The organism is Herminiimonas sp., from assembly GCF_030655415.1.
On the sequence record NZ_JAURVN010000004.1, the window covers coordinates 400,162 to 420,295 of the forward strand.

Genomic DNA, 20,134 nt, shown 5'->3' on the forward strand with positions numbered 1-20,134 from the left:
CACCAATTGAGCAATTTATTCACGCGCCGACTTGCGCTGGTAGCCAGCGATGCACATCGCAGCCTGCTGAATCAGGGACGCCGCGGCATTGAACGCGAAACCCTGCGGGTAGACATGAGCGGCAAGCTCGCGATCGGGCCGCATCCGCACGCACTCGGCTCGGCTTTGACCAACGCGCAAATCACCACCGATTATTCTGAATCCCTGCTGGAATTCATCACGCCGGCTGAGCATGACGTCGCCACCGCACTGGAAGAACTCGATCGCATTCATCGTTTCGCCAATACCAAACTGGACCACGAATTATTGTGGAGCCAATCGATGCCTTGCACCTTGCCGGATGAAGAAGATATTCCGATCGCCTGGTACGGCACCTCGCACATCGGTCGCATCAAATATGTGTACCGTCGCGGCCTGGCGCTGCGTTACGGCAAGGCGATGCAATGTATCGCTGGCCTGCACTACAACTATTCCTTGTCGGAAGATCTGTGGCGCGTATTAAAGAACGATGAAAAAAGCACCGTCGACGACAAGACGTATCAATCAGAGAGCTATATCGCGCTGATCCGTAATTTCCAGCGTTACAGCTGGTTGCTGATGTATCTGTTTGGCGCATCGCCGGCTCTCTCTACGCACTTCTTGCGCGGTCGTGAACATGAGCTGGAAACACTGTCCAACGACACGCTCTATCTGCCATACGCAACCAGTTTGCGGATGAGCGATCTCGGCTATCAAAACAATGCGCAAGCTGGTTTGATGCCGCCGTATAACGATCTGGATAGTTATATGCGCAGCCTGTCGCGCGCAGTGCGCCAACCGTATCCTGCATATGAAGCAATCGGCACACAACGCGATGGCGAGTGGATACAGCTCAATACCAATTTGCTGCAAATCGAAAACGAATACTACGCAACGATACGTCCGAAGCGCGTAATCAATAGCGGTGAACGTCCAGTCGAAGCCTTGTGTGCACGCGGTGTGCAATACATAGAAGTGCGCTGCATGGATATCGATCCATTCGAGCCCTTAGGTATCAACCTTGAGACCTCGCGCTTTCTCGATGCGTTTCTACTGTTTTGCGCGTTGGACGATAGCCCATTGACCAATGCAATGACCGACAAACGCAATCAGGAAAATTTTGCACTGGTCGTCAAGGAAGGTCGCCGCCCAGGCTTGATGTTGCAAGGTGACGATAGCGCTATAGATCTCCAAACTTGGGGACTGCAGCTATTGGGAAAAATCCAGGCGACTGCAGCTCTGCTCGATACGCAACGCAACGACCAGCAACATACGCAAGCATTGGCGACTCAAAAAGAGAAGTTGCTTAATCCTGCATTGACACCTTCCGCGCGTGTGCTCGCTGCTTTGCAAACGACAAACAAATCGTTCGAAGAATTCGGTCTGCAACAAAGTTTGAAGCACGCAGAATATTTTCGTCAGCGTCCGCTGAGCGCCGAAGAAAATTCTTATTTTGAAGCCTTGGCAAAAACATCGATTGCCGAACAGCATGAGATGGAACGTACGCAAACTGGCGACTTCCACGCGTTTGTCCTTGCTTACAGCCAAAGAACGCCCCGCCAATTATGTGACTGAGAGTTTGTCGCCTTTCTCTACAGTACTTTTCCATCGTATTTTCAATTACACGCAGAAGAAGCCTCGCCAACCAGGTCTACTTCTTCTGCGTCTGCCCGCAAATAATAGCTAAAAGCAACATACTCACATTCTGTGTTCGTTAGCGCACAGACCACTCCATTGCACCTCGGTAATCTTGCTTCATCGACGGCATTGCTAAAGGCAATCCGTCGAAGCTATAAACCGCATTATGGGAAGCAAGAAACAAAAAAGTTTTTAAACAATGTAACGCTTGCTGCAACGATGGACCAACTGGAGAATAAAATCATGACTAAATCAAAATTGATGACCGCACTGCTCGCCGCTGTAATGATGACTGCTGTCGTCGGCTGCGCTTCGACCTCAAGCAAAGAAGGTACAGGCGAGTACGTTGATGATTCGTGGATCACAACCAAAGTAAAAGCAGCCATCTTGAATGAGCCTACTTTGAAATCGGCTGAAATCAATGTCGAAACATTCAAAGGCACAGTTCAATTGAGCGGCTTCGTTAAACAAAAAGAAGATATTGCGAAAGCCGGCTCGGTTACTCGCACGATCAAAGGCGTGAAAGACGTCAAAAATGATTTGCGTCAGAAGTAATCTGAAAAGGGAAACCACATAAGTGGTTTCCCTTTTTTAACATCAGCATTATTGAACCAAGCTCTACGAAGACGATGAAATTTAACGCGTCCTCACCTTCCCCGCACGCTCTAAATAGTCTCCGTATCTGTCAACGCATTCCCGGTCCAGCCGTTACTTGCTTTGTACTGGATACAAACCCGCACACACGAAATCAAGCAGCAGAATCGCTTTCATTAATCTGCATTATGATTGCATTCTGATGATGTAATTTTCCGCGTAGATTTGAACGAATGTTCTTACGCATCATCTAAAATTTCTTCTATAAGGAAACCGCCATGCGTAAATTAATGATCGGCAGCTTTGCTGCAGTATTGGCCCTCTCAGGCTGCGCCAATATGTCTCCAACTGAACGAGGTACGGCTCAAGGTGCAGGTATCGGAGCTGGCGTCGGCGCACTGATCGGCGGCGTAGGTGGCGGCTCGAAAAACATCGCAGGCGGCGCGGCATTGGGTGGCTTGATCGGAGCAGTAGCTGGTAACGTCTGGTCCAATAAAATGGAAAACCAAAAGCGCTCGATGGAACAAGCTACCCAAGGTACTGGCGTGCAAGTGACACAAACCGCAGACAACCGCTTGAAACTCGAAATCCCTAGCGATATTTCATTCGCTACCGGCCGTTCGGATATCAATTCCAGCTTCCGCCCTATTCTTGATCGCTTCGCAACTGGCTTGGTAGACAATCCAGCAGCAACCGTTACTATCATCGGCCATACCGATAGCACCGGTAGCGATGCTATCAACAATCCATTGTCGTTCGATCGCGCATCACGTACTCGCGATTACCTCGCAGGTCGTGGCGTATCACCACAACGTATTTATGTTGATGGGCGTGGCAGCCACGAACCGATTGCCAGCAACGCCAATGAATCTGGCCGCGCACGCAATCGCCGCGTAGAGATTTATGTTGCAGAACAACAGCAGCAGCAACAGCCTCAACCGCAGCAATACCAACAGCAGCAGTATCAGCAATATCAACAACCACGCTAATTTCAGACGGCGAGTAAATTACTCGCTGGCTGATAGCAAAAAAGCCCTCAATTTTGAGGGCTTTTTTTATACTAATTATTCCTGGGCAAAGAGCGCCATGAATCCCAAGCTTATGGAATCGCCAAACTGGTGGATCTATAAATTACGACCAAGGCGCGCGACTCACCTGTAAGACTACGGCCGCGATGTGGCGTGCGTGAATCGAAATACACACTATCGCCAGGCGACAATATCCAGGTTTTATTGCGCCCATCAACGATCGCTTCAAACTCTACTTCACCACTGAGAATGAACATGAATTCTTCGCCCTCATGCTCAAAGCGCACGTCGCGATCAACCTCGGATGGGAACACCATGATGAACGGCTCCATCTGCTTGTGATGGCGCTTGTGTGCGAGTGCCGTGTAATCGTAGCCAAACGAGGTTGCGCCCTTGATGACCGATTCGCGCTGCCAGGAACGCACGACGCAGATCTCGTCGCTTTCGGTTGAAGTTTCCGGCTCGAGTAAATCGGCTACATCGGTATCCAGGATCTGCGCGATCTTTACCAATGTGCCTATCGGTGGAATGACTTTGGAATTTTCGATCTTCGACAAATAACCTTTGGTAAAACCGGTCGACAACGCCAACTTGTCCTGGGTAAAACCTTTGGCAGATCGCAGTTTGGATATGCGCTTCCCTAACTGCAATTCAATTGCGGTAGCGGTCTCGTCTTTATTGGCGCTGATCTCTTCTGTCATTCTTTACTTCTAATAGTATGGGTGGAAACTCACGAAGATTAGCCTGTCTAGCAGACGCGTACTCCATGATCCGCGCAGTTTCCGATGCGTTTTTTGCATCGAATAATTTTTCCAAAAGATAGAGCGTGGTATCGATACAAAGCGAGACACCGCCACCCGTTATCACCTGCCCGTTATCGATAAACACGCCCTCGCGCACATCGATCTTGCTATAGCTTTTACGCATCGCATCAATCGGCGGGAACTCAGGCGCAACAACCTCGCGTTTGGTCGTCGCAAGCTTGTCATCGAGAACACCGCTGGCAGCCAGAATCATACCACCCGTACATACCGATGCTAAGAGCGTATCGCCTGCCAGGCGCTGGATAAAAGCGAGCGTCGCCGGATCTTGCGCTTGCTGAACCCAACACGGCCCACCCGTCACTATCAAAACATCCAAGGTCGGCGCATCGGCAACGCCAAAATCTGCAAGGACAGTCAATCCATTTGACAGCGCCACTGCTCCAGCCAAAGGCGCGACTGTGCAAATTTCAATTTCAGGCCGAATTCTGCGCGCCATCGACAAAACACCAAAGGTCGCCAGATCAATCGGCTCAACGCCGTCATAAATAAAAATTCCGAACTTCATATTAGATCCCTTGAAAAATAATGGATAAAAAGCCAAAGCCACAATGAAACATTTTATATTAATGTTTCATGGCATGAAACATGCATGATTGAATATGTCGACAGATTTATTGGATTACATAGGTATTACAACGCACCACCTAGTTGCAGCGCACCTGAAAATTGCGCTTCTTTTGTGCGAAGTTTCCTATTATGATTACTTTGTGTCGGCTTTTCGGGATTTTTTCCCTCATTCATTCAAGGAAAAGAGCATGGCACTCAATATAAGCACCGCGCCCTTGGGCGCTGTAAAGAAGGAAAAGGGTATTCGCTCAGTAGTCTTTGCCAGTGCGATCGGCACAGTGATCGAGTGGTATGACTTTTTGATCTACGGCATGGCTGCGGCGCTGGTTTTTAACAAACTGTTTTTCCCGAACATCGATCCATTGCTGGGAACCTTGGCGGCACTCGGCACTTACGCCGTCGGTTTCCTGGCGCGCCCACTTGGCGGCGCACTATTCGGACATTACGGTGACCGCGTAGGACGTAAATCGATCTTGATGTTGACGTTGATCTTGATGGGACTCGGGACGTTTTTTATCGGCCTGCTGCCAACCTATCAACAAGTCGGCATCTGGGCACCCATCATGCTGATCAGCTTGCGTTTCATTCAAGGCATAGGCCTGGGTGGTGAATGGGGCGGCGCGGCAGTGATGGTGCTTGAGCACGCACCAAAACATCGCCGTGGTTTCTACGGCAGCTTGGTGCAAGTCGGTTTCCCGCTGGGATTGGTGATCGCCACATTGGTATTTTCCGCAGTATCGAAAATGCCTGAAGAAGATTTGATGAGCTGGGGCTGGCGTGTACCGTTTTTGGTCAGCGCAGTATTGATTGTCGTTGGCATGTTTATCCGCTCGAACGTCAAAGAGTCGCCGGTATTTGAAGACATGAAAGCACGCAAACAAATCGTTAAAAGTCCGGTGATGGAAGTGATCCTCAAACATCCGCGTACCTTCGTCGCAATCGGCTTGAAGATTTCTGAAGTGTCATGGGTCTACATGCTGACGGTGTTCATGGTGGTCTATGCGACGACGACATTGAAACTTCCAAAGTCGCTGATCCTTGATGCGATTCTGATTGCGGCAATGGTCGAGCTGATTACGATTCCACTGTTCGGCTATTTGTCCGACATCATCGGTCGTCGTCCACTGTATTTTATTGGCGCCATCTTTACGATCCTGTTCGCCTTCCCGTTGTTCTGGCTTTTTGATTTGAAAACACCGGAAGCCATCATCCTGACTATCGTGGTTGCGATGAGCATGGGACACGGTTTGATGTTTGCACCGGAAGCGACTTACTTCCCGGAACTGTTTGGTGCCAACGTTCGTTATAGCGGCGCGTCATTCGGTTTCCAGGTTGCAGCAGCGATTGGTGGTGGCTTCAGCCCGATTCTAGCCACTGCACTTGCCGGCTATATGGGTGGCACTGCGGGCGTGTCGATCATGTTGATCGTGCTGGCACTCATCACCTTGGTGGCGGCCTGTTTTGCCCGAGAAACCAAAGACGATGCCCTTCTTAACTAAGCACTAAGGCGACTCAAACTTGAGATTGGCATTAACAGCCAATCTCAAATTAGTCAGAACGATTTTCTCAACAACATTGGATTAAAACTTATGAGCAGCAAACAACAAATTTCTACGACCAATGCACCGCCGGCAGTCGGCCCTTATGCACAAGGCGTGACAGCGCTTGGCCTGGCATTTTGTTCGGGACAATTACCGATAGACCCACTGACTGGCGAAGTGCCGGATGGAATTGAAGCGCAAACCCGTCAATCCTTGTCGAATGTCGCCGCCGTTTTAACAGCCGGTGGATCTGGTATGGAACACATCGTCAAGACCACCGTGTTTTTGAAAAACATGGGCGACTTCGCAGTGATGAACGGCATCTACGCCAGCTATTTCCCTGGTGCAGTACCTGCGCGTTCAACTATCGAAGTCGCACGATTGCCGCGCGACGTGCTGGTTGAAGTAGAAGCGATTGCAGTGATCGCCAACGCTAATCAAACGGTGCTGCCATGATCAAATGGTCAGACGGAAAATTGCTACACATACATATCGCACCGGCGGCTTCGTATGAAATGGAAGAGTTGCAGGAAGCCGAATTGATCGCCGGAAAAGGCATAGTCGGCGACAGGTATTTTCTCGGTAACGGCACCTACTCACCTAAGCCTGACGTGCGCGACGTGACCTTGTTCGACATGGATGTACTCGATGCATTGGCGCGCAACGATCCACCGTTACAGGAAGGCGCGATCCACTTGAGCGCTGCCGAACATCGCCGCAATTTATCGGTGCAAGGCGTACCGCTCAACCATCTTGTGGGCAAACGCTTTCGCGTCGGCGATGTAATTTTGCGTGGCGGTCGGCTTAATTTCCCCTGCAAATATCTGGAAGAAATTTTAGGCCGCCCACTCTTTCTGCCTTTGTATAACCGTTCAGGTTTGAACTGCTCGATTGAAGTCGGCGGTTTTATCCGGCCTGGTGCAAGTATCGAACCGATAGACGACTAAAAGTTAAATCACTATGACAGCACGCATCATCATGAAGTTGATGGTTACGAATATCGTTCACGATACACCGACCGTCAAGATCTTCACTTTAAAACACCCTTTGCGCGATACGCTTCCTGTGCCCTCTGCAGGCGCACATGTCGACGTCCGTTTACCGGATGGGAAAATCCGCCAGTACTCGCTCTGCGGCGATCCTGCAGATGATTCGATTTATCAAATTGCGGTAAGACGTGAAGACGATGGCCGAGGTGGTTCGCGCTGGTTGCACGAGAACGTCGAGCTCGGCTCAATACTGCACGTCTCGGCACCACGCAATAATTTCCCTTTGGTCGCTGGTGCCAAACGCCATCTCTTTATCGGCGGCGGAATTGGGATCACGCCATTCTCAGCGATGGTGCAGGCTGCGAAAGAAGCAGGCGAAGAATTCTTTGTTGAATACTGCGTACGGTCCAGCGTAGATGCACCACTCTTCGCGAAGTTGCGTGCCATGTGTGGCGATAGAAACTTGCGCGTCTGGGCGGGTGATCAAATACCAAAGCTACGCTTTGATGCCGCATCCATCGGCGCTCCCGTCGAAGGAATGCATATCTATTGCTGCGGACCGAACAGCCTGGTCAATGCAGTGCGTGAAGCAACGGTAGATTGGCCTGAATCGCAAGTTCATTTCGAAGTGTTTGCAGCAACTCTGGATGAAAACTTCAAGGCTGAACCGTTCGACATGAAGATCGCGTCAACAGGCGAAGTCATACGAGTGCCTGCCAATCAATCTGCTTTGGAAGTACTGCGTGAGCGTGGATTCATCGTCTCATCCTCATGTGAACTAGGCGTGTGTGGTTCGTGCGAATGTGGCTATAAAGACGGCACGGTCATTCACAGAGATTCGATACTCGGCGTGTCTTCGCGGCAGGATCGCATGATGTTGTGCGTGTCGCGCGCACGCGTGGCTGTAACGGTTGAACTGTGACAGGCACAGAGTAAGCGCAAAGTAAGTCGACAAAAATAAAGCCGCCCGTAAAGGCGGCTTTATTTTGCGCTAACGCTGCAAGGCTTTTTATCGGCCGTTCGCTACCAACAAACCATCATATTCTTTACTCAGGCTGGTGTAGCACTCGCAGATTTGTTCTTCCAAGCCAGCTCTATCAACGATAGTGATTTGGCCGCGGCTGTAATGAATCAAACCTTCATCCTGCAATTTACGTGCGGCTTCAGTCACGCTTTCACGACGCACGCCGAGCATATTGGCAATCAGATCCTGCGTCATGCTGATTTTATTGGTCGGCAGACGATCCAGACTCAGCAAGAGCCAGCGGCACAATTGTTGCACGATGGTGTGATGACGATTGCAGGCAACGGTGTGCGCCATTTGCGAAAACAGAGCCTGCGTAAAACGCAGCAGCAACTGTTGCAAAGGACCACCGCGTGCAAACTCTTCCTTCAAAGCCGAAGCCTTGATACGGAAGCCATAACCGGCGCTTTTGATGAAGGCGCGATTCAGCGATGCGCCGCCACCCATGACGATATCAACACCGACCAGTCCTTCGTAGCCAATAACGGCTGTTTCAGACGATGCGCCATCCGCAGTTTCATAAAGTAGCGAGACAATGCTACTAGTGAGAAAATAGGCGTATTGCATTTTCTCGCCAGCTTCGCAGATTGTCGTGCCAAAAGGCATTTCGACGAATTCAAGATGCGGCAGCAAGCGCTCATAGTCGGCCGCCGGCAATGCGGCGAGCAAACCATTATGTTTGGGATTGTGACCATGCAAGCCTGCCAGCGCTTTAGGCGCGATCGGCAAGCGATTTGGCGCGATTTGTTCGCTCTTGGTTTTGAGCGCTGCAATGGCGTTGGAATTGATGACATGATGTCCAACAGCCTTGATACGCAGATTAGAGACTTGTGCCATGGGTATTCCCCTTGTAATCATTATTTCCGAGGCTTGATCATCACATCATCTGCGCGCCATAAAAATCAGCGCTTATCCCATTTGCGTGTGAGAACACACTGACAAACCGGCAATAAGTGGCTATAGCACTAATTACCCAAAAGAAACTTTGCATTGATTTACCGCTCTTCTACCAGGTAGGCAATAAAAAATGGCCCGCAACAAGCGGGCCATTTATATATATGCGAAGAGATCTCTCTTACTTAGGCGGCACCTTGCGCTCACTGCCGACTTCGGCGATGGCATCTTGAAATTCAGCTACGTCCTCAAAACTCTTATAGACCGACGCGAAGCGGATATAGGCAATCTTGTCTAGTCGTTGCAACTCGCGCATCACCAGTTCACCAATTTGTCCGGAAACAACTTCACGTTCACCGCTGGACAATAGTTTTTGCTCGATACGATGTATCGCTGCATCCACTGCCTCGGCAGAAACCGGACGCTTGCGCAAGGCAAGCTGCAGACTGGCTTGCAGTTTTTTTGGATCGAAGTCGGTACGGCTGCCGTTTTTCTTGACGATGACAGGCATCGTCAACTCTATCCGCTCGTAAGTCGTAAAGCGTTTATCGCAGCTCACGCAACGACGTCGGCGACGTATGCTGTCGCCCTCTTCCGAGATACGCGTATCCAGAACTTGAGTATCGTCGTGCTGGCAAAAAGGACATTTCATTGCGGTGCGCGGCCTTATGGATCGTCTTGTAGATCGTTATCTTGTAAATCGCTATTCCGGCGAAACCTTGAACACTCTCGGTTACTTTTACCGGTTCAAAAATACGACTGCAGATATATTAAATACCACTACTAGCTATCCAACATTCCAAAATGGCCTCATCCGGTTATTCACCGCGACGAGGCCATTCTGCCGTACTTTTTCATTTTTATGAAAAAGTACTTTGCTACAAAAGCGCTTTAAAACCAAACCTTCAAATCAAACCGCTATCAGCCATAAACCGGGAAGGCATCAGTCAATTTTTTGACTTCAGCTTTCACGCGTTCGATGGTTGCTGCGTCATTAGGATTATCCAATACGTCGGCGATCAGGTTACCCACTTTGGTCGCTTCCGCTTCCTTGAAACCACGCGTCGTCATCGCCGGGCTGCCGAGACGAATACCGGAAGAAATAAATGGTTTTTCCGGATCGTTAGGAATGCCGTTTTTGTTGGTTGTGATGTGCGCCGAACCCAGCAACGCTTCCGCATCCTTGCCGGTGATTTTCTTTGCGCGCAGATCGACCAGCATCACGTGCGATTCAGTACGGTTGGAAACGATGCGCAAACCACGTGCGATCAAGGCCTTGGCCAAAGCGTCGGCGTTCTTGACGACTTGTTGCTGATAGGTCTTGAACTCTGGTTCCAGCGCTTCCTTGAATGCGACTGCCTTGCCAGCGATCACATGCATCAATGGGCCGCCCTGAATGCCTGGGAAGATCGCCGAGTTGATGATTTTTTCGTGCTCGGCTTTCATAAGGATGAAACCGCCGCGTGGACCGCGCAATGATTTGTGCGTGGTCGATGTGACGAAGTCAGCGTATGGCACAGGATTCGGATATTCGCCTGCAGCGATCAAACCCGCGTAATGCGCCATGTCGACCATGAAGTAAGCGCCGATTTCTTTCGCGACTTTTGCGAAGCGTTCAAAGTCGATACGCAGCGCGTAAGCGGATGCGCCAGCAATAATCATCTTCGGTTTATGTTCACGCGCCAGACGTTCCATCTGTTCGTAATCGATTTCTTCTTTGTCGTTCAAGCCATAGGAAACCACGTTGAACCATTTGCCCGACATGTTCAATGCCATGCCGTGCGTCAAGTGACCGCCTTCTGCCAGCGACATGCCCATGATGGTGTCGCCTGGTTTGAGGACGGCGAAGAACACACCTTGATTGGCTTGTGAGCCTGAATTCGGTTGTACGTTGGCCGCTTCTGCGCCAAACAATTTCTTCACGCGGTCGATCGCGAGTTGCTCGACGATATCGACGTATTCACAGCCGCCGTAGTAACGCTTGCCTGGATAACCTTCCGCATACTTGTTGGTCAGTTGCGAACCTTGCGCTTCCATCACCGCAGGCGATGTGTAGTTTTCAGATGCGATCAACTCGATGTGATCTTGCTGACGTGTATTTTCCTTCTGGATCGCCGACCACAGTTCGGTATCTGTTTTTGCGAGGGTCTGGTCTTTTGAAAACATGAATCACTCCAATCGTTCAAAAATAAGAAGAAAGCTATAGCGTAGGTAAGGCGGCGCATCAAAGTCGCATCAACATCGAGGCGCAAAGACATGCAATTACAACAAGCTGGAATAGAAAGAGTGGCCAAAATTTAACGCGCAGGCAGCCTCAGTCTTACTCAACCATTCGGGCTACCCAGGCGCACGGCAATGAAATCTCACGCTTCACGGTGGATAGGCCCACCTTACGACGCGATGTAATCGGTCGGATTCGCCAGTTACGTGAGACGAAACGGTGCGTAGATTTTACGGCAAGCGCCTGTTTTGGGCAAGCAGCAGGCCGCTTTCTGCACAATGCAAGAATGACAAGAGCTAGCATCACATCTATCCCGGCTGGCTGATACAATTCCGCATCCAAGGCGCAGGCCAGCCAACTTCTTTACGCGAAGTAAAACTGCTGCCGCACTCACCTCGCACTTACATCGCATTTATTTATCCAGCAATCGAACCACAAATGAAAATAGCCACCTGGAACGTCAACTCCCTCAAAGTTCGCCTACCGCAAGTCTTGCAATGGCTGACCGACAATCCAGTCGATGTGCTGTGTCTGCAGGAAACGAAAACCGTAGACGAAAAATTCCCGAAAGCAGAAATTGAAGCAGCCGGTTACCACGTCGAATTCAGCGGGCAAAAAACCTACAACGGTGTCGCCATCCTGTCGCGCCATCCGATCACCGACGTCGTCAAAAACAATCCGCTGTATGCCGATGAACAGCAACGCCTGATTGCCGGCACGATACAAGGCGTGCGCATTATCTGTGCCTATATTCCGAACGGACAGTCGCTGGATTCAGACAAGTACATCTACAAATTGAGCTGGCTTAAAGGTTTGCATAAATGGCTGGAACAAGAGCAGAAACAATATCCAGAACTGGCATTGCTGGGTGACTACAACATCGCACCGGAAGACCGCGACGTACACGATCCCGCTGCGTGGGTAGGACAAGTATTGGTATCCGAACCGGAACGCGCCGCATTTGTGCGCTTGCAGGACATGGGATTTACCGATGCCTTCCGCAAATTTGAGCAGCCGCCAAAATTGTATAGCTGGTGGGATTATCGTCAGATGGGTTTTCGCCTGAATCGCGGCATGCGCATCGACCATATTTTGCTGACTGCGCCATTGGCCTTACGTTGCAGCGCTTGCGTGATCGACAAGGTACCGCGCAAGTGGGAACAACCTTCGGATCACACGCCGGTGATTGCGACTATCGATTGACGACTTGAGTGTGTCTGCATTATTTCCCGCGTAAAAAACGCGCAGAACGAAAAAAAGCCCCGTATCTACGGGGCTTTTTTTGAGCGTTGCTGCAAGCTGACTTTCATCAACCTGCATCAGCAATATCAGTCTACGGTTGCGCCACTTTCTTTTACGACTTTCGCCCATTTCACTGACTCTTCTTTTACGAAGGCAGCGAAGTTTTCTGGGGTATCACCAACATAATCAGAACCGGTATCAGCCAGAATTTTCTGGAAGGATGGTTCTTTCATGATCTTCAACGTTTCAGCATTGATTTTGGCGACCAATGGTTTTGGTGTGCCAGCTGGTGCGAAGAAACCGTACCAAGCGTAGGAAACCAATGTTGGGTAACCAGATTCAGCAAAGGTTGGAACATCAGGAATCAAAGGTGAACGTTTTGCACCCGAGACTGCAATGACTTTGACCTTGCCGCTTTTGATATGCGGCATGATCGCGATCATGCTGTCGAACATCACAGGTACGTGACCGCCCAGCAAATCGGAAATCGCAGGAGCCGAACCTTTGTAAGGTACGTGCGTGATGTCCAGCTTGGTTACGCTTTTGAACAACTCGCCGGTCATGTGCTGCGGCGTACCGTTACCAGCCGATGCGTACGAGAAAGTCGGTTGCGACTTGATATATGCGATCAATTCTTTCAAATTATTCGCAGGCACGGATGGGCTCGCTACCAGTACCAAAGGTACGCGCAACAGATTGGTGATAGGCACCAGATCTTTGCTTGGATCGAAGGCCATTTTTTTGTACAGGCTAGGATTGATGACAATCGGTGCACTGGATGTAATCAACAATGTGTTGCCATCTGCCGGCGCGCGTGCCACTGCAGCGCTACCGATATTACCGCCGCCACCGCCGCGATTATCAATGACGAAAGGCTGGCCGAGATCTTCAGTCAGACGTTTGGCGATAGGACGTGCCGCGATATCGGACGGTCCACCTGGAGGCCATGGCACGACGACTGTAACCGTCGAGTTAGGCCAGTTTTGTGCAAACGCACTCACTGAAAAACTGGCTGCTGCAATCGCGCAAAAGAGTACTTTGCTGACGCGGGATACTTGTCTCATGATGCTATCCTTATAAAAGTAATCACGCGCCAACTTGACATTGAACTGACAAATCAATCAATACAAGCGGATGCGCGAAGGGCAAGGCGGCGGATGTACCGCCTCAGAAAAGAAGAATACCGCATCTTGCCGGATGATACTTACCGAATGCTTACCAATTACTTACACGGCTAATTTATTCAGCCGCTGTAATTGCGTAATCGCTACCGAATGGACCGAAGGTCAAGGCATAGCCCGCATCATCCAACACACTTTGCGCTTCTAATAAAAAGTGCTGCGCATCGTCGTTGGGCGCATAAATAAATTGCACGTGTATCGCCAGATCAAATCCGCGAGAAGATGGATAGGCAATATAAATTTCGCTGCTCTCGATGTATTGCAAACAGTTGTTGATCTTGGCTTGCAGCTCGGCGAGATGCGCCTCATCGTCAGTCCAAGGCAAAGGATCAACGATGTTCAATGTGCATATGCCGAAGTCGCGATCGATAATAATGCTATCGATCAGATTGATACGTTCATCTGTCATGATTTGAATTTACTCGTACTTGAAATGTGGTGATTGTATGGCGATCTATGTGCACGCTAAAGTGCGTCATCACTGGCTCGCGGGGCTTGATCAGCTTTCGCTCTTTTTGACCAACTGCTTTTCAAAAGCAATATCGGATTTTGTTTGGCGGCGCGGCGTTTGCGGACCGTAGGCTTTGACGAAGCTGACAAATTCATCCAGTGGCAAATGCTCGCACAAAACTACGGGCGCGCCCCCACCCGAGTTATCCACCAGATAAAACGATTCGGCGGCAGTGCGCACCATCGCGTAGCCGTCATTGCCGCTACGTTCTTTCAGCCGCTCAACAGCGGAGGTAGCTCGGGTTGATCTCACGTCATGCTCCTGTTTTTAGTCTTAGCGCAAACGCGCAGTCAACATCCAGTAGTGTTCAAAATAATGAATACGCATGTCTTTCAATAATGGTCCCAAGCGTTTGCGCAAGGTACTACTGGTGTAGTAATTTTTAAGAATTTCGTAGCGCTCGCCGTTTGGCAGCGCATGAATCTGATAAGTGTTACCTTCCGCATCGGTACGCGCGATCACGGTTTTTTCGGTATCGACTTGCGAATTGTCTACCAACACCAGCAAGCCATCTTTACCGATAATTTTGCGTATGCGTGCGATGACTTCGCCCTGATCCTGGCGTTTGACATGCGACCACCAAAAGCCAGCGAAGCAAGCGGTAAACTCGCCTTCGACCTGTGGATCGAGTGCATCGGTAACCGCAAACTGCACGACTTCTTCCGGCAATTCTCTGGCTTGCGCCTGCTCTATCAAATTCGGATTGATATCGGTAGCCAGCACCGACGCTGCGTATTCCGCCAACTCATCGGTCCAGTAGCCGTCGCCGCATGCCAGTTCCAGCACGTGCTCATCCGTCAGTTGATCGCGCAGATTTTCCATGATGTCATCGAGCGCATCCATGCCATCCGGATTTTCTACATCTTCTTCATCGAAATTATTGCGCTGCGCGTAATACGCAGCCATATCGGTATTGACCGGTTTAATCATGCTTACAACTTCCTAAAATACAAACAATAAAACTCAAAATTTACAGAACACTTTTTGCCGCAATTACTAAAGCTGATTGCTACAGCTCGTACATATCTTTTTCGCCGCTCAACACTTGTTCAACCAGTTTGCGATTCAGCGTAGGCGTCAGCAATTCAATAAACGTAAATACATAGCTGCGCAGATATGCGCCCTGCTTCAAAGCCACCCGCGACACATTGGTGCCAAACAAATGACCGGCCGGAATCGCGCGCAAACTCTTGTCGCGCTCGGCATCGAAAGCCATCCCGGCAATAATGCCGACGCCCAAACCAAGTTCAACATAGGTTTTGATCACATCGGCATCGATCGCTTCCAGCAAGACATCAGGCTTTAGATTACGCAGCGTGAATGCGTGGTCTATCTTGTTGCGACCGGTGAACGCGCTATCGTAAGTAATTAAAGGATACGCAGCCAGTTCTTCCAGCGTGATCGACTTCGACTTTAACAATGGATGTTCAGGCGGCACCACGACCAAATGTTCCCATTGATAGCAGGGCAATGAAATCAAACCATCAACATTCGCGATCGATTCAGTCGCAATCGCCAAATCGGCTTGCCCCATCAAGACCATATCAGCAACTTGCTTGGGATTTCCTTGCAATAAAGACAAGCGCACTTTAGGAAATTTTTGCGTAAAAGCCTGCACCACTTTAGGTAAGGAATAACGCGCTTGCGTATGCGTGGTCGCAATTGTGAAGCTGCCGCTGTCGTGTGCTGCGAATTCGTTACCTATGCGCTTGAGGCCGTCGATCTCTTGCATGATCACTTCGACCGCCTTCAACACCGCGCGCCCAGGCTCGGTCAATCCGCGAATACGCTTGCCGTGGCGTGAAAAAATATCCACGCCCAGCTCTTCTTCCAGTTCGATGATCGCTTTGGACACGCCAGGCTGCGATGTAAACAGCGCCTTGGCGGCTTCGGTCAAATTGAAATTTTGTCGAACAGCTTCGCGCACAAAGCGAAGTTGGTGGAGATTCATGCCTTCCCCTTATGTTTTTTCGACCGAAAAAACGTTTCAGTCATTTTTCATCATTGCTTATATCAAAAATGAATATAAGCAAATAATTACTAAGTAGTTTGGAATAAGGCTCAAGTTTATTACTATTCGCCCTACTTTGCGCGAGGTCTTATGTCTGTTTCTTATATCGTTTCAGGTTTTGCTGTCGGTTTACTGGTCGGTTTGACCGGTGTCGGCGGCGGTTCCCTGATGACGCCTTTACTCACCCTGCTGTTTGGCGTGTCGCCTACAGTTGCGGTAGGGACTGATCTCGCGTTTGCTTCTGCGACCAAGGTCGCAGGTACTTTTGCGCACCGTTATCGCGGCAATGTGCACTGGAATATCGTGCGCCACTTGTGCATAGGCGCTTTGCCAGCAGCGGTTTTGACCACGCTCACACTGAAATACTTTGGCGGGCTGGATAAAGAAGTCGGCCAGATTATCCGTTATTCGATCGCCGGTTCGGTCATGTTGACCGTGATTGCGTTGATATTTAGAACACGTTTGCAAAACTGGATGAGCCTGCATCCGAATCGTCAATTTCACGGTGCAAAATTGGTCACAGCGACTATTGTTTCCGGTGCAATTCTCGGTACATTGGTTACAATCTCGTCTATTGGTGCCGGTGCTATCGGCGCCACCATACTGGTTTTGCTTTATCCACGCCTGTCGCCGGCCGAAATTGCCGGTACCGACATTGCCTACGCAGTACCGTTGACCGCGATTGCGGCTCTCGGCCACTGGTGGTTGGGATCAATCAATTGGGAGCTGCTGGCCATGCTGTTGCTGGGTTCCGTACCTGGTATCACGCTGGGATCGCTAGTCTCGAAAGCCATACCGGAAAAAGTCTTGCGTGTTTTGTTAGCCACTGTGCTGACTACCGTTGCCGTCAAGTTAGTTTTTTAAGGAATACAAGATGTATCGCTACGATCAATACGACCATCAAATCGTCAAGGAACGTATCGCGCAATATCGCGATCAGGTTCGCCGTCGTCTGTCTGACGAATTGGCTGAAGACGAATTCCGTATCCTGCGCCTGCAAAATGGCCTGTACATGCAGCGTCATGCGTACATGTTGCGCATCGCCGTGCCGTATGGCTTGTTGTCGTCGGCACAGATGCGTATGTTCGGTCATATCGCCCGCAAGTATGACCGCGGCTATGGCCACTTCACGACGCGCCAAAACATCCAGTTCAACTGGATCAATCTGGAAGAAACGCCGGACATTCTGACTGAACTCGCTTCAGTCGAAATGCACGCGATCCAGACCTCGGGCAATTGCATCCGCAACACGACTTCAGATGAATTGGCCGGCGTTGCCGCCGACGAAATCGTCGATCCACGTCCGTATGCAGAAATCATCCGCGAATGGAGTACCTTCCATCCAGAATTCGCTTACCTGCCACGCAAATTCAAGATCGCTATCAGCGGCGCCAAAGAAGATCGCGCTGCGACTGCGGTGCATGACATCGGCTTGCACGTCATCAAAAACGAACAAGGCGAAATCGGTTTCCGCGTGATGGTAGGCGGCGGCATGGGCCGCACACCTATCCTCGGCAGCGAAATCTGCTCATTCCTGCCGTGGCAACACGTGATGACGTATCTCGAAGCAATCCTGCGCGTCTATAACCAATACGGTAGGCGCGACAATATTTATAAAGCGCGCATCAAGATTCTGGTGAAAGCCATCGGCATCGAAGAATATCGCCGCCAAGTCGAACAAGAATGGTTGGACATCAAAGATGGTCCAGGCACCGTGACTGAAGACGAATTGAATCGCGTCGCCGCGTTCTTCACTTCACCAGCGTACGAAACGCTGTCTGCTGACAATGCAGAGTTCGAAGCGAAAAAAGCCGAAGACAAAGCATTCGCCAACTGGCTCACACGTAACGTCAAAGCTCACAAAGTTCCTGGTTACGCAGCGGTTGTGTTGTCGGTCAAAAAGACTGGCGTGCCACCAGGCGATGCAACTGCTGAACAACTGGATTTCATGGCTGATTTGTCTGACCGCTACAGCTTCGGCGAACTGCGCGTCACACACGAACAAAACGTGGTGCTGGCTGACGTCAAATTGTCTGACCTGTACACGGTTTGGCAAGAAGCCAAAGCGCACGGCCTGGCCACACCGAATATCGGTTTGCTAACCGACATGATTTGCTGCCCTGGCGGCGATTTCTGTTCGCTGGCAAATGCCAAATCTATTCCGATTGCAGAAGCGATTGCTGAGCGTTTCGACAATCTCGACTTCCAGCATGACATCGGTGAGATCGAATTGAATATCTCCGGTTGCATCAACGCTTGCGGTCACCATCACGTCGGCAACATCGGCATTCTCGGTGTCGATAAAGATGGCGCTGAGTGGTACCAGGTATCCATCGGTGGCGCACAAGGCAATCAAAGTTCGATCGGCAAAATCATTGGCCCATCGTTCTCTGCGCACCAAATGCCAACCGTAATCGAACGTTTGCTGCAAGTGTATGTACGCGACCGCATCGAAGACGAACGCTTTATCGATACTGCGCGTCGCGTTGGCGTCGCGCCGTTCAAGGAACATGTTTACGCCACGCCGATCAAGGTCGCGCATCCTAAGGGAGAAGACGCATATGCTTAATATCATCAAAGACAAAGTCGTCGTCGGCGAAGACGATTGGACATTGCTGCGGCTGAAACCAACTATCGTTGAAGGCGCAGAAGCACAAGAAGGCGAAACACCGGAAGCCGTTGTCGTGCCAGCCGGCAAAGTCATCGTGCCGCTGGCCGTATGGCAAGCGCAACGTTCAACACTGGAAGAACGCAAGGATATCGGCGTCTGGCTCGCCAGCGACGAACGCCCGGAGGCGTTGAAAGACGATGTGACCAAATTGTCCATGATCGCAATCGACTTCCCAAAATTTGCAGATGGCCGCGGTTATTCGATCGCCTACAACTTGCGCGCGCGTTACGACTACACCGGCGAACTGCGTGCGGTCGGCGATGTATTGCGCGATCAACTGTTTTACATGCAGCGCGTGGGCTTCAACTCGTTCGCCGTACGTGCAGATCGTGATGTCAACGATGCACTGAAAGGCTTGAGCGATTTTTCCGAAAGCTATCAGCAATCGTGGGATAAAAAGACTCCACTGTTCCGCCGTGTTGATCGTCAGGCAGTAGCACCAAAATGATTAGCGACAATTTCGACGAATTGGTGAAAACAACGATCGCGACGCTACAACGCGTCGCCGATAAGTTTTCGCCTGCGGTTTTTGCATCAAGTCTCGCAGCAGAAGATCAAGTGCTGACCGACATGATCTTGCGCAACAAGCTGCAACACAAGTTAAGCATCTTCACTCTGGAAACGGGTCGCTTGCATGCAGAAACTTTGGCTGTGCTTGATCGCATCAAGGAAACCTACGATTACGAGGTCACGTCATATCGTCCGCAACCGGAAGCCGTCGAAGCCTACGTCAAGCAAAACGGTTTGAATGCGTTTTACGAAAGCGTGGACATGCGCAAGGAATGCTGCCGCATCCGCAAGGTCGAGCCGCTGAATCGTGCGTTGAAAGGCAATCGTTCGTGGGTTACAGGCCAACGCCGTGCGCAATCGACGACACGTGCCGCGCTGGATGTGCAAGAGCAGGATGAAGCGCACGACATGATCAAGTTCAATCCGCTCGCGGATTGGTCGGAAGAAGATGTCTGGCATTACATACACAGCAACAATGTGCCATACAACGTATTGCACGACCGCGGCTTTCCATCGATAGGCTGCGAACCATGCACACGCGCGATTCAAGCTGGCGAAGATGTACGCGCCGGTCGCTGGTGGTGGGAAAACCCGGAATCGAAAGAATGCGGTTTGCACGTCGTCGACGGCAAGCTGATCAGAATTAAACCAGTAGCAACTAACGCTTAAG

Annotated in this window: 22 protein-coding genes and 1 riboswitch; of the genes, 12 read left to right on the forward strand and 10 right to left on the reverse strand. The window is 50.4% G+C overall.

All coding sequences use genetic code 11. The annotated features are described in order from the left end of the window. Window positions 1-6: 6 nt before the first annotated feature. The 3 genes from gshA to Q7T66_RS04465 all read left to right on the forward strand — a co-directional run bounded on the left by gshA (window position 7) and on the right by Q7T66_RS04465 (window position 3,239). Window positions 7-1,593 carry a glutamate--cysteine ligase gene (gshA, locus tag Q7T66_RS04455; RefSeq protein ID WP_304932092.1) on the forward strand — a complete coding sequence of 529 codons (1,587 nt, stop codon included), beginning with the start codon at window positions 7-9 and terminating at the stop codon, window positions 1,591-1,593. Between the two features lie 306 nt (window positions 1,594-1,899). Further along, on the forward strand, window positions 1,900-2,211 hold the full coding sequence (locus tag Q7T66_RS04460) for a BON domain-containing protein (RefSeq protein WP_304932093.1): 312 nt from the start codon (window positions 1,900-1,902) through the stop codon (window positions 2,209-2,211). Between the two features lie 317 nt (window positions 2,212-2,528). Further along, the gene (locus tag Q7T66_RS04465) at window positions 2,529-3,239 is read left to right on the forward strand and encodes an OmpA family protein (protein ID WP_304932094.1); all 711 of its coding nucleotides are present in this window, start codon (window positions 2,529-2,531) and stop codon (window positions 3,237-3,239) included. A gap of 110 nt (window positions 3,240-3,349) precedes the next feature. Here the strand turns inward: Q7T66_RS04465 and Q7T66_RS04470 are convergent, their stop codons facing one another. Next, complete coding sequence (locus Q7T66_RS04470) at window positions 3,350-3,979, reverse strand: helix-turn-helix domain-containing protein (RefSeq protein WP_304932095.1); 630 nt, start codon at window positions 3,977-3,979, stop codon at window positions 3,350-3,352. Further along, complete coding sequence (locus Q7T66_RS04475) at window positions 3,954-4,649, reverse strand: DJ-1/PfpI family protein (RefSeq protein ID WP_304932096.1); 696 nt, start codon at window positions 4,647-4,649, stop codon at window positions 3,954-3,956. Before Q7T66_RS04475 ends, Q7T66_RS04470 begins: the two co-directional genes overlap by 26 nt. 208 nt (window positions 4,650-4,857) lie before the next feature. Here Q7T66_RS04475 and Q7T66_RS04480 point away from each other — a divergent pair, with 208 nt between their 5' ends. From Q7T66_RS04480 to Q7T66_RS04495, 4 genes are all read left to right on the forward strand, one after another. After that, complete coding sequence (locus Q7T66_RS04480) at window positions 4,858-6,168, forward strand: MFS transporter (protein ID WP_304932097.1); 1,311 nt, start codon at window positions 4,858-4,860, stop codon at window positions 6,166-6,168. A gap of 90 nt (window positions 6,169-6,258) precedes the next feature. Then, window positions 6,259-6,666: a RidA family protein gene (locus Q7T66_RS04485; RefSeq protein WP_304932098.1), complete on the forward strand. Its 408-nt coding sequence runs from the start codon at window positions 6,259-6,261 to the stop codon at window positions 6,664-6,666. Beyond that, window positions 6,663-7,157 (forward strand): MOSC domain-containing protein, encoded by a 495-nt coding sequence (locus tag Q7T66_RS04490; RefSeq protein WP_304932099.1) that lies wholly within the window; start codon window positions 6,663-6,665, stop codon window positions 7,155-7,157. Before Q7T66_RS04485 ends, Q7T66_RS04490 begins: the two co-directional genes overlap by 4 nt. Before the next feature lie 13 nt (window positions 7,158-7,170). Next, the gene (locus Q7T66_RS04495; protein ID WP_304932100.1) at window positions 7,171-8,121 is read left to right on the forward strand and encodes a PDR/VanB family oxidoreductase; all 951 of its coding nucleotides are present in this window, start codon (window positions 7,171-7,173) and stop codon (window positions 8,119-8,121) included. Between the two features lie 87 nt (window positions 8,122-8,208). Here the strand turns inward: Q7T66_RS04495 and Q7T66_RS04500 are convergent, their stop codons facing one another. From Q7T66_RS04500 to glyA, 3 genes are all read right to left on the reverse strand, one after another. Then, window positions 8,209-9,060, reverse strand: a complete 852-nt coding sequence (locus Q7T66_RS04500) for a Crp/Fnr family transcriptional regulator (protein WP_304932101.1) — start codon at window positions 9,058-9,060, stop codon at window positions 8,209-8,211. A 238-nt stretch (window positions 9,061-9,298) separates the two neighbouring features. Further along, entirely contained in the window at window positions 9,299-9,769 is a 471-nt protein-coding gene (gene nrdR / locus Q7T66_RS04505) for a transcriptional regulator NrdR (protein WP_304932102.1), read from the reverse strand. Window positions 9,770-10,038: 269 nt separating this feature from the next. After that, a complete protein-coding gene (gene glyA, locus Q7T66_RS04510) occupies window positions 10,039-11,283 on the reverse strand; it encodes a serine hydroxymethyltransferase (protein ID WP_304932103.1) in 1,245 nt (414 codons plus the stop codon). A gap of 166 nt (window positions 11,284-11,449) precedes the next feature. Then, window positions 11,450-11,554, reverse strand: a riboswitch (ZMP/ZTP riboswitch). Between the two features lie 222 nt (window positions 11,555-11,776). Between glyA and xth the strand changes: the two genes are divergently transcribed. Then, window positions 11,777-12,541, forward strand: coding sequence for an exodeoxyribonuclease III (gene xth, locus Q7T66_RS04515; protein WP_304932104.1), 765 nt, complete (start codon window positions 11,777-11,779; stop codon window positions 12,539-12,541). Between the two features lie 125 nt (window positions 12,542-12,666). Here the strand turns inward: xth and Q7T66_RS04520 are convergent, their stop codons facing one another. The 5 genes from Q7T66_RS04520 to Q7T66_RS04540 form a co-directional block, all read right to left on the reverse strand. Continuing rightward, a complete protein-coding gene (locus Q7T66_RS04520; RefSeq protein WP_304932106.1) occupies window positions 12,667-13,644 on the reverse strand; it encodes a tripartite tricarboxylate transporter substrate binding protein in 978 nt (325 codons plus the stop codon). Between the two features lie 175 nt (window positions 13,645-13,819). Next, the gene (locus Q7T66_RS04525) at window positions 13,820-14,170 is read right to left on the reverse strand and encodes a DUF6572 domain-containing protein (RefSeq protein WP_304932107.1); all 351 of its coding nucleotides are present in this window, start codon (window positions 14,168-14,170) and stop codon (window positions 13,820-13,822) included. 90 nt (window positions 14,171-14,260) lie between these two features. Next, the gene (locus Q7T66_RS04530) at window positions 14,261-14,524 is read right to left on the reverse strand and encodes a hypothetical protein (protein WP_304932108.1); all 264 of its coding nucleotides are present in this window, start codon (window positions 14,522-14,524) and stop codon (window positions 14,261-14,263) included. Between the two features lie 21 nt (window positions 14,525-14,545). Then, window positions 14,546-15,202 carry a trans-aconitate 2-methyltransferase gene (locus Q7T66_RS04535; protein ID WP_304932109.1) on the reverse strand — a complete coding sequence of 219 codons (657 nt, stop codon included), beginning with the start codon at window positions 15,200-15,202 and terminating at the stop codon, window positions 14,546-14,548. A 79-nt stretch (window positions 15,203-15,281) separates the two neighbouring features. Further along, entirely contained in the window at window positions 15,282-16,223 is a 942-nt protein-coding gene (locus tag Q7T66_RS04540) for a CysB family HTH-type transcriptional regulator (RefSeq protein WP_304932111.1), read from the reverse strand. Window positions 16,224-16,373: 150 nt separating this feature from the next. Between Q7T66_RS04540 and Q7T66_RS04545 the strand changes: the two genes are divergently transcribed. Genes Q7T66_RS04545 through Q7T66_RS04560 form a run of 4 tightly spaced genes read left to right on the forward strand, consistent with a single transcriptional unit; the run spans window position 16,374 to window position 20,133 of the window. Continuing rightward, on the forward strand, window positions 16,374-17,147 hold the full coding sequence (locus Q7T66_RS04545; RefSeq protein WP_304932113.1) for a sulfite exporter TauE/SafE family protein: 774 nt from the start codon (window positions 16,374-16,376) through the stop codon (window positions 17,145-17,147). A 10-nt stretch (window positions 17,148-17,157) separates the two neighbouring features. Next, window positions 17,158-18,852 carry a nitrite/sulfite reductase gene (locus tag Q7T66_RS04550; RefSeq protein WP_304932114.1) on the forward strand — a complete coding sequence of 565 codons (1,695 nt, stop codon included), beginning with the start codon at window positions 17,158-17,160 and terminating at the stop codon, window positions 18,850-18,852. Then, window positions 18,845-19,402 carry a DUF934 domain-containing protein gene (locus Q7T66_RS04555; RefSeq protein WP_304932116.1) on the forward strand — a complete coding sequence of 186 codons (558 nt, stop codon included), beginning with the start codon at window positions 18,845-18,847 and terminating at the stop codon, window positions 19,400-19,402. Before Q7T66_RS04550 ends, Q7T66_RS04555 begins: the two co-directional genes overlap by 8 nt. Next, complete coding sequence (locus tag Q7T66_RS04560) at window positions 19,399-20,133, forward strand: phosphoadenylyl-sulfate reductase (protein ID WP_304932117.1); 735 nt, start codon at window positions 19,399-19,401, stop codon at window positions 20,131-20,133. Before Q7T66_RS04555 ends, Q7T66_RS04560 begins: the two co-directional genes overlap by 4 nt. The last annotated feature ends 1 nt before the right edge of the window (window position 20,134 follow it).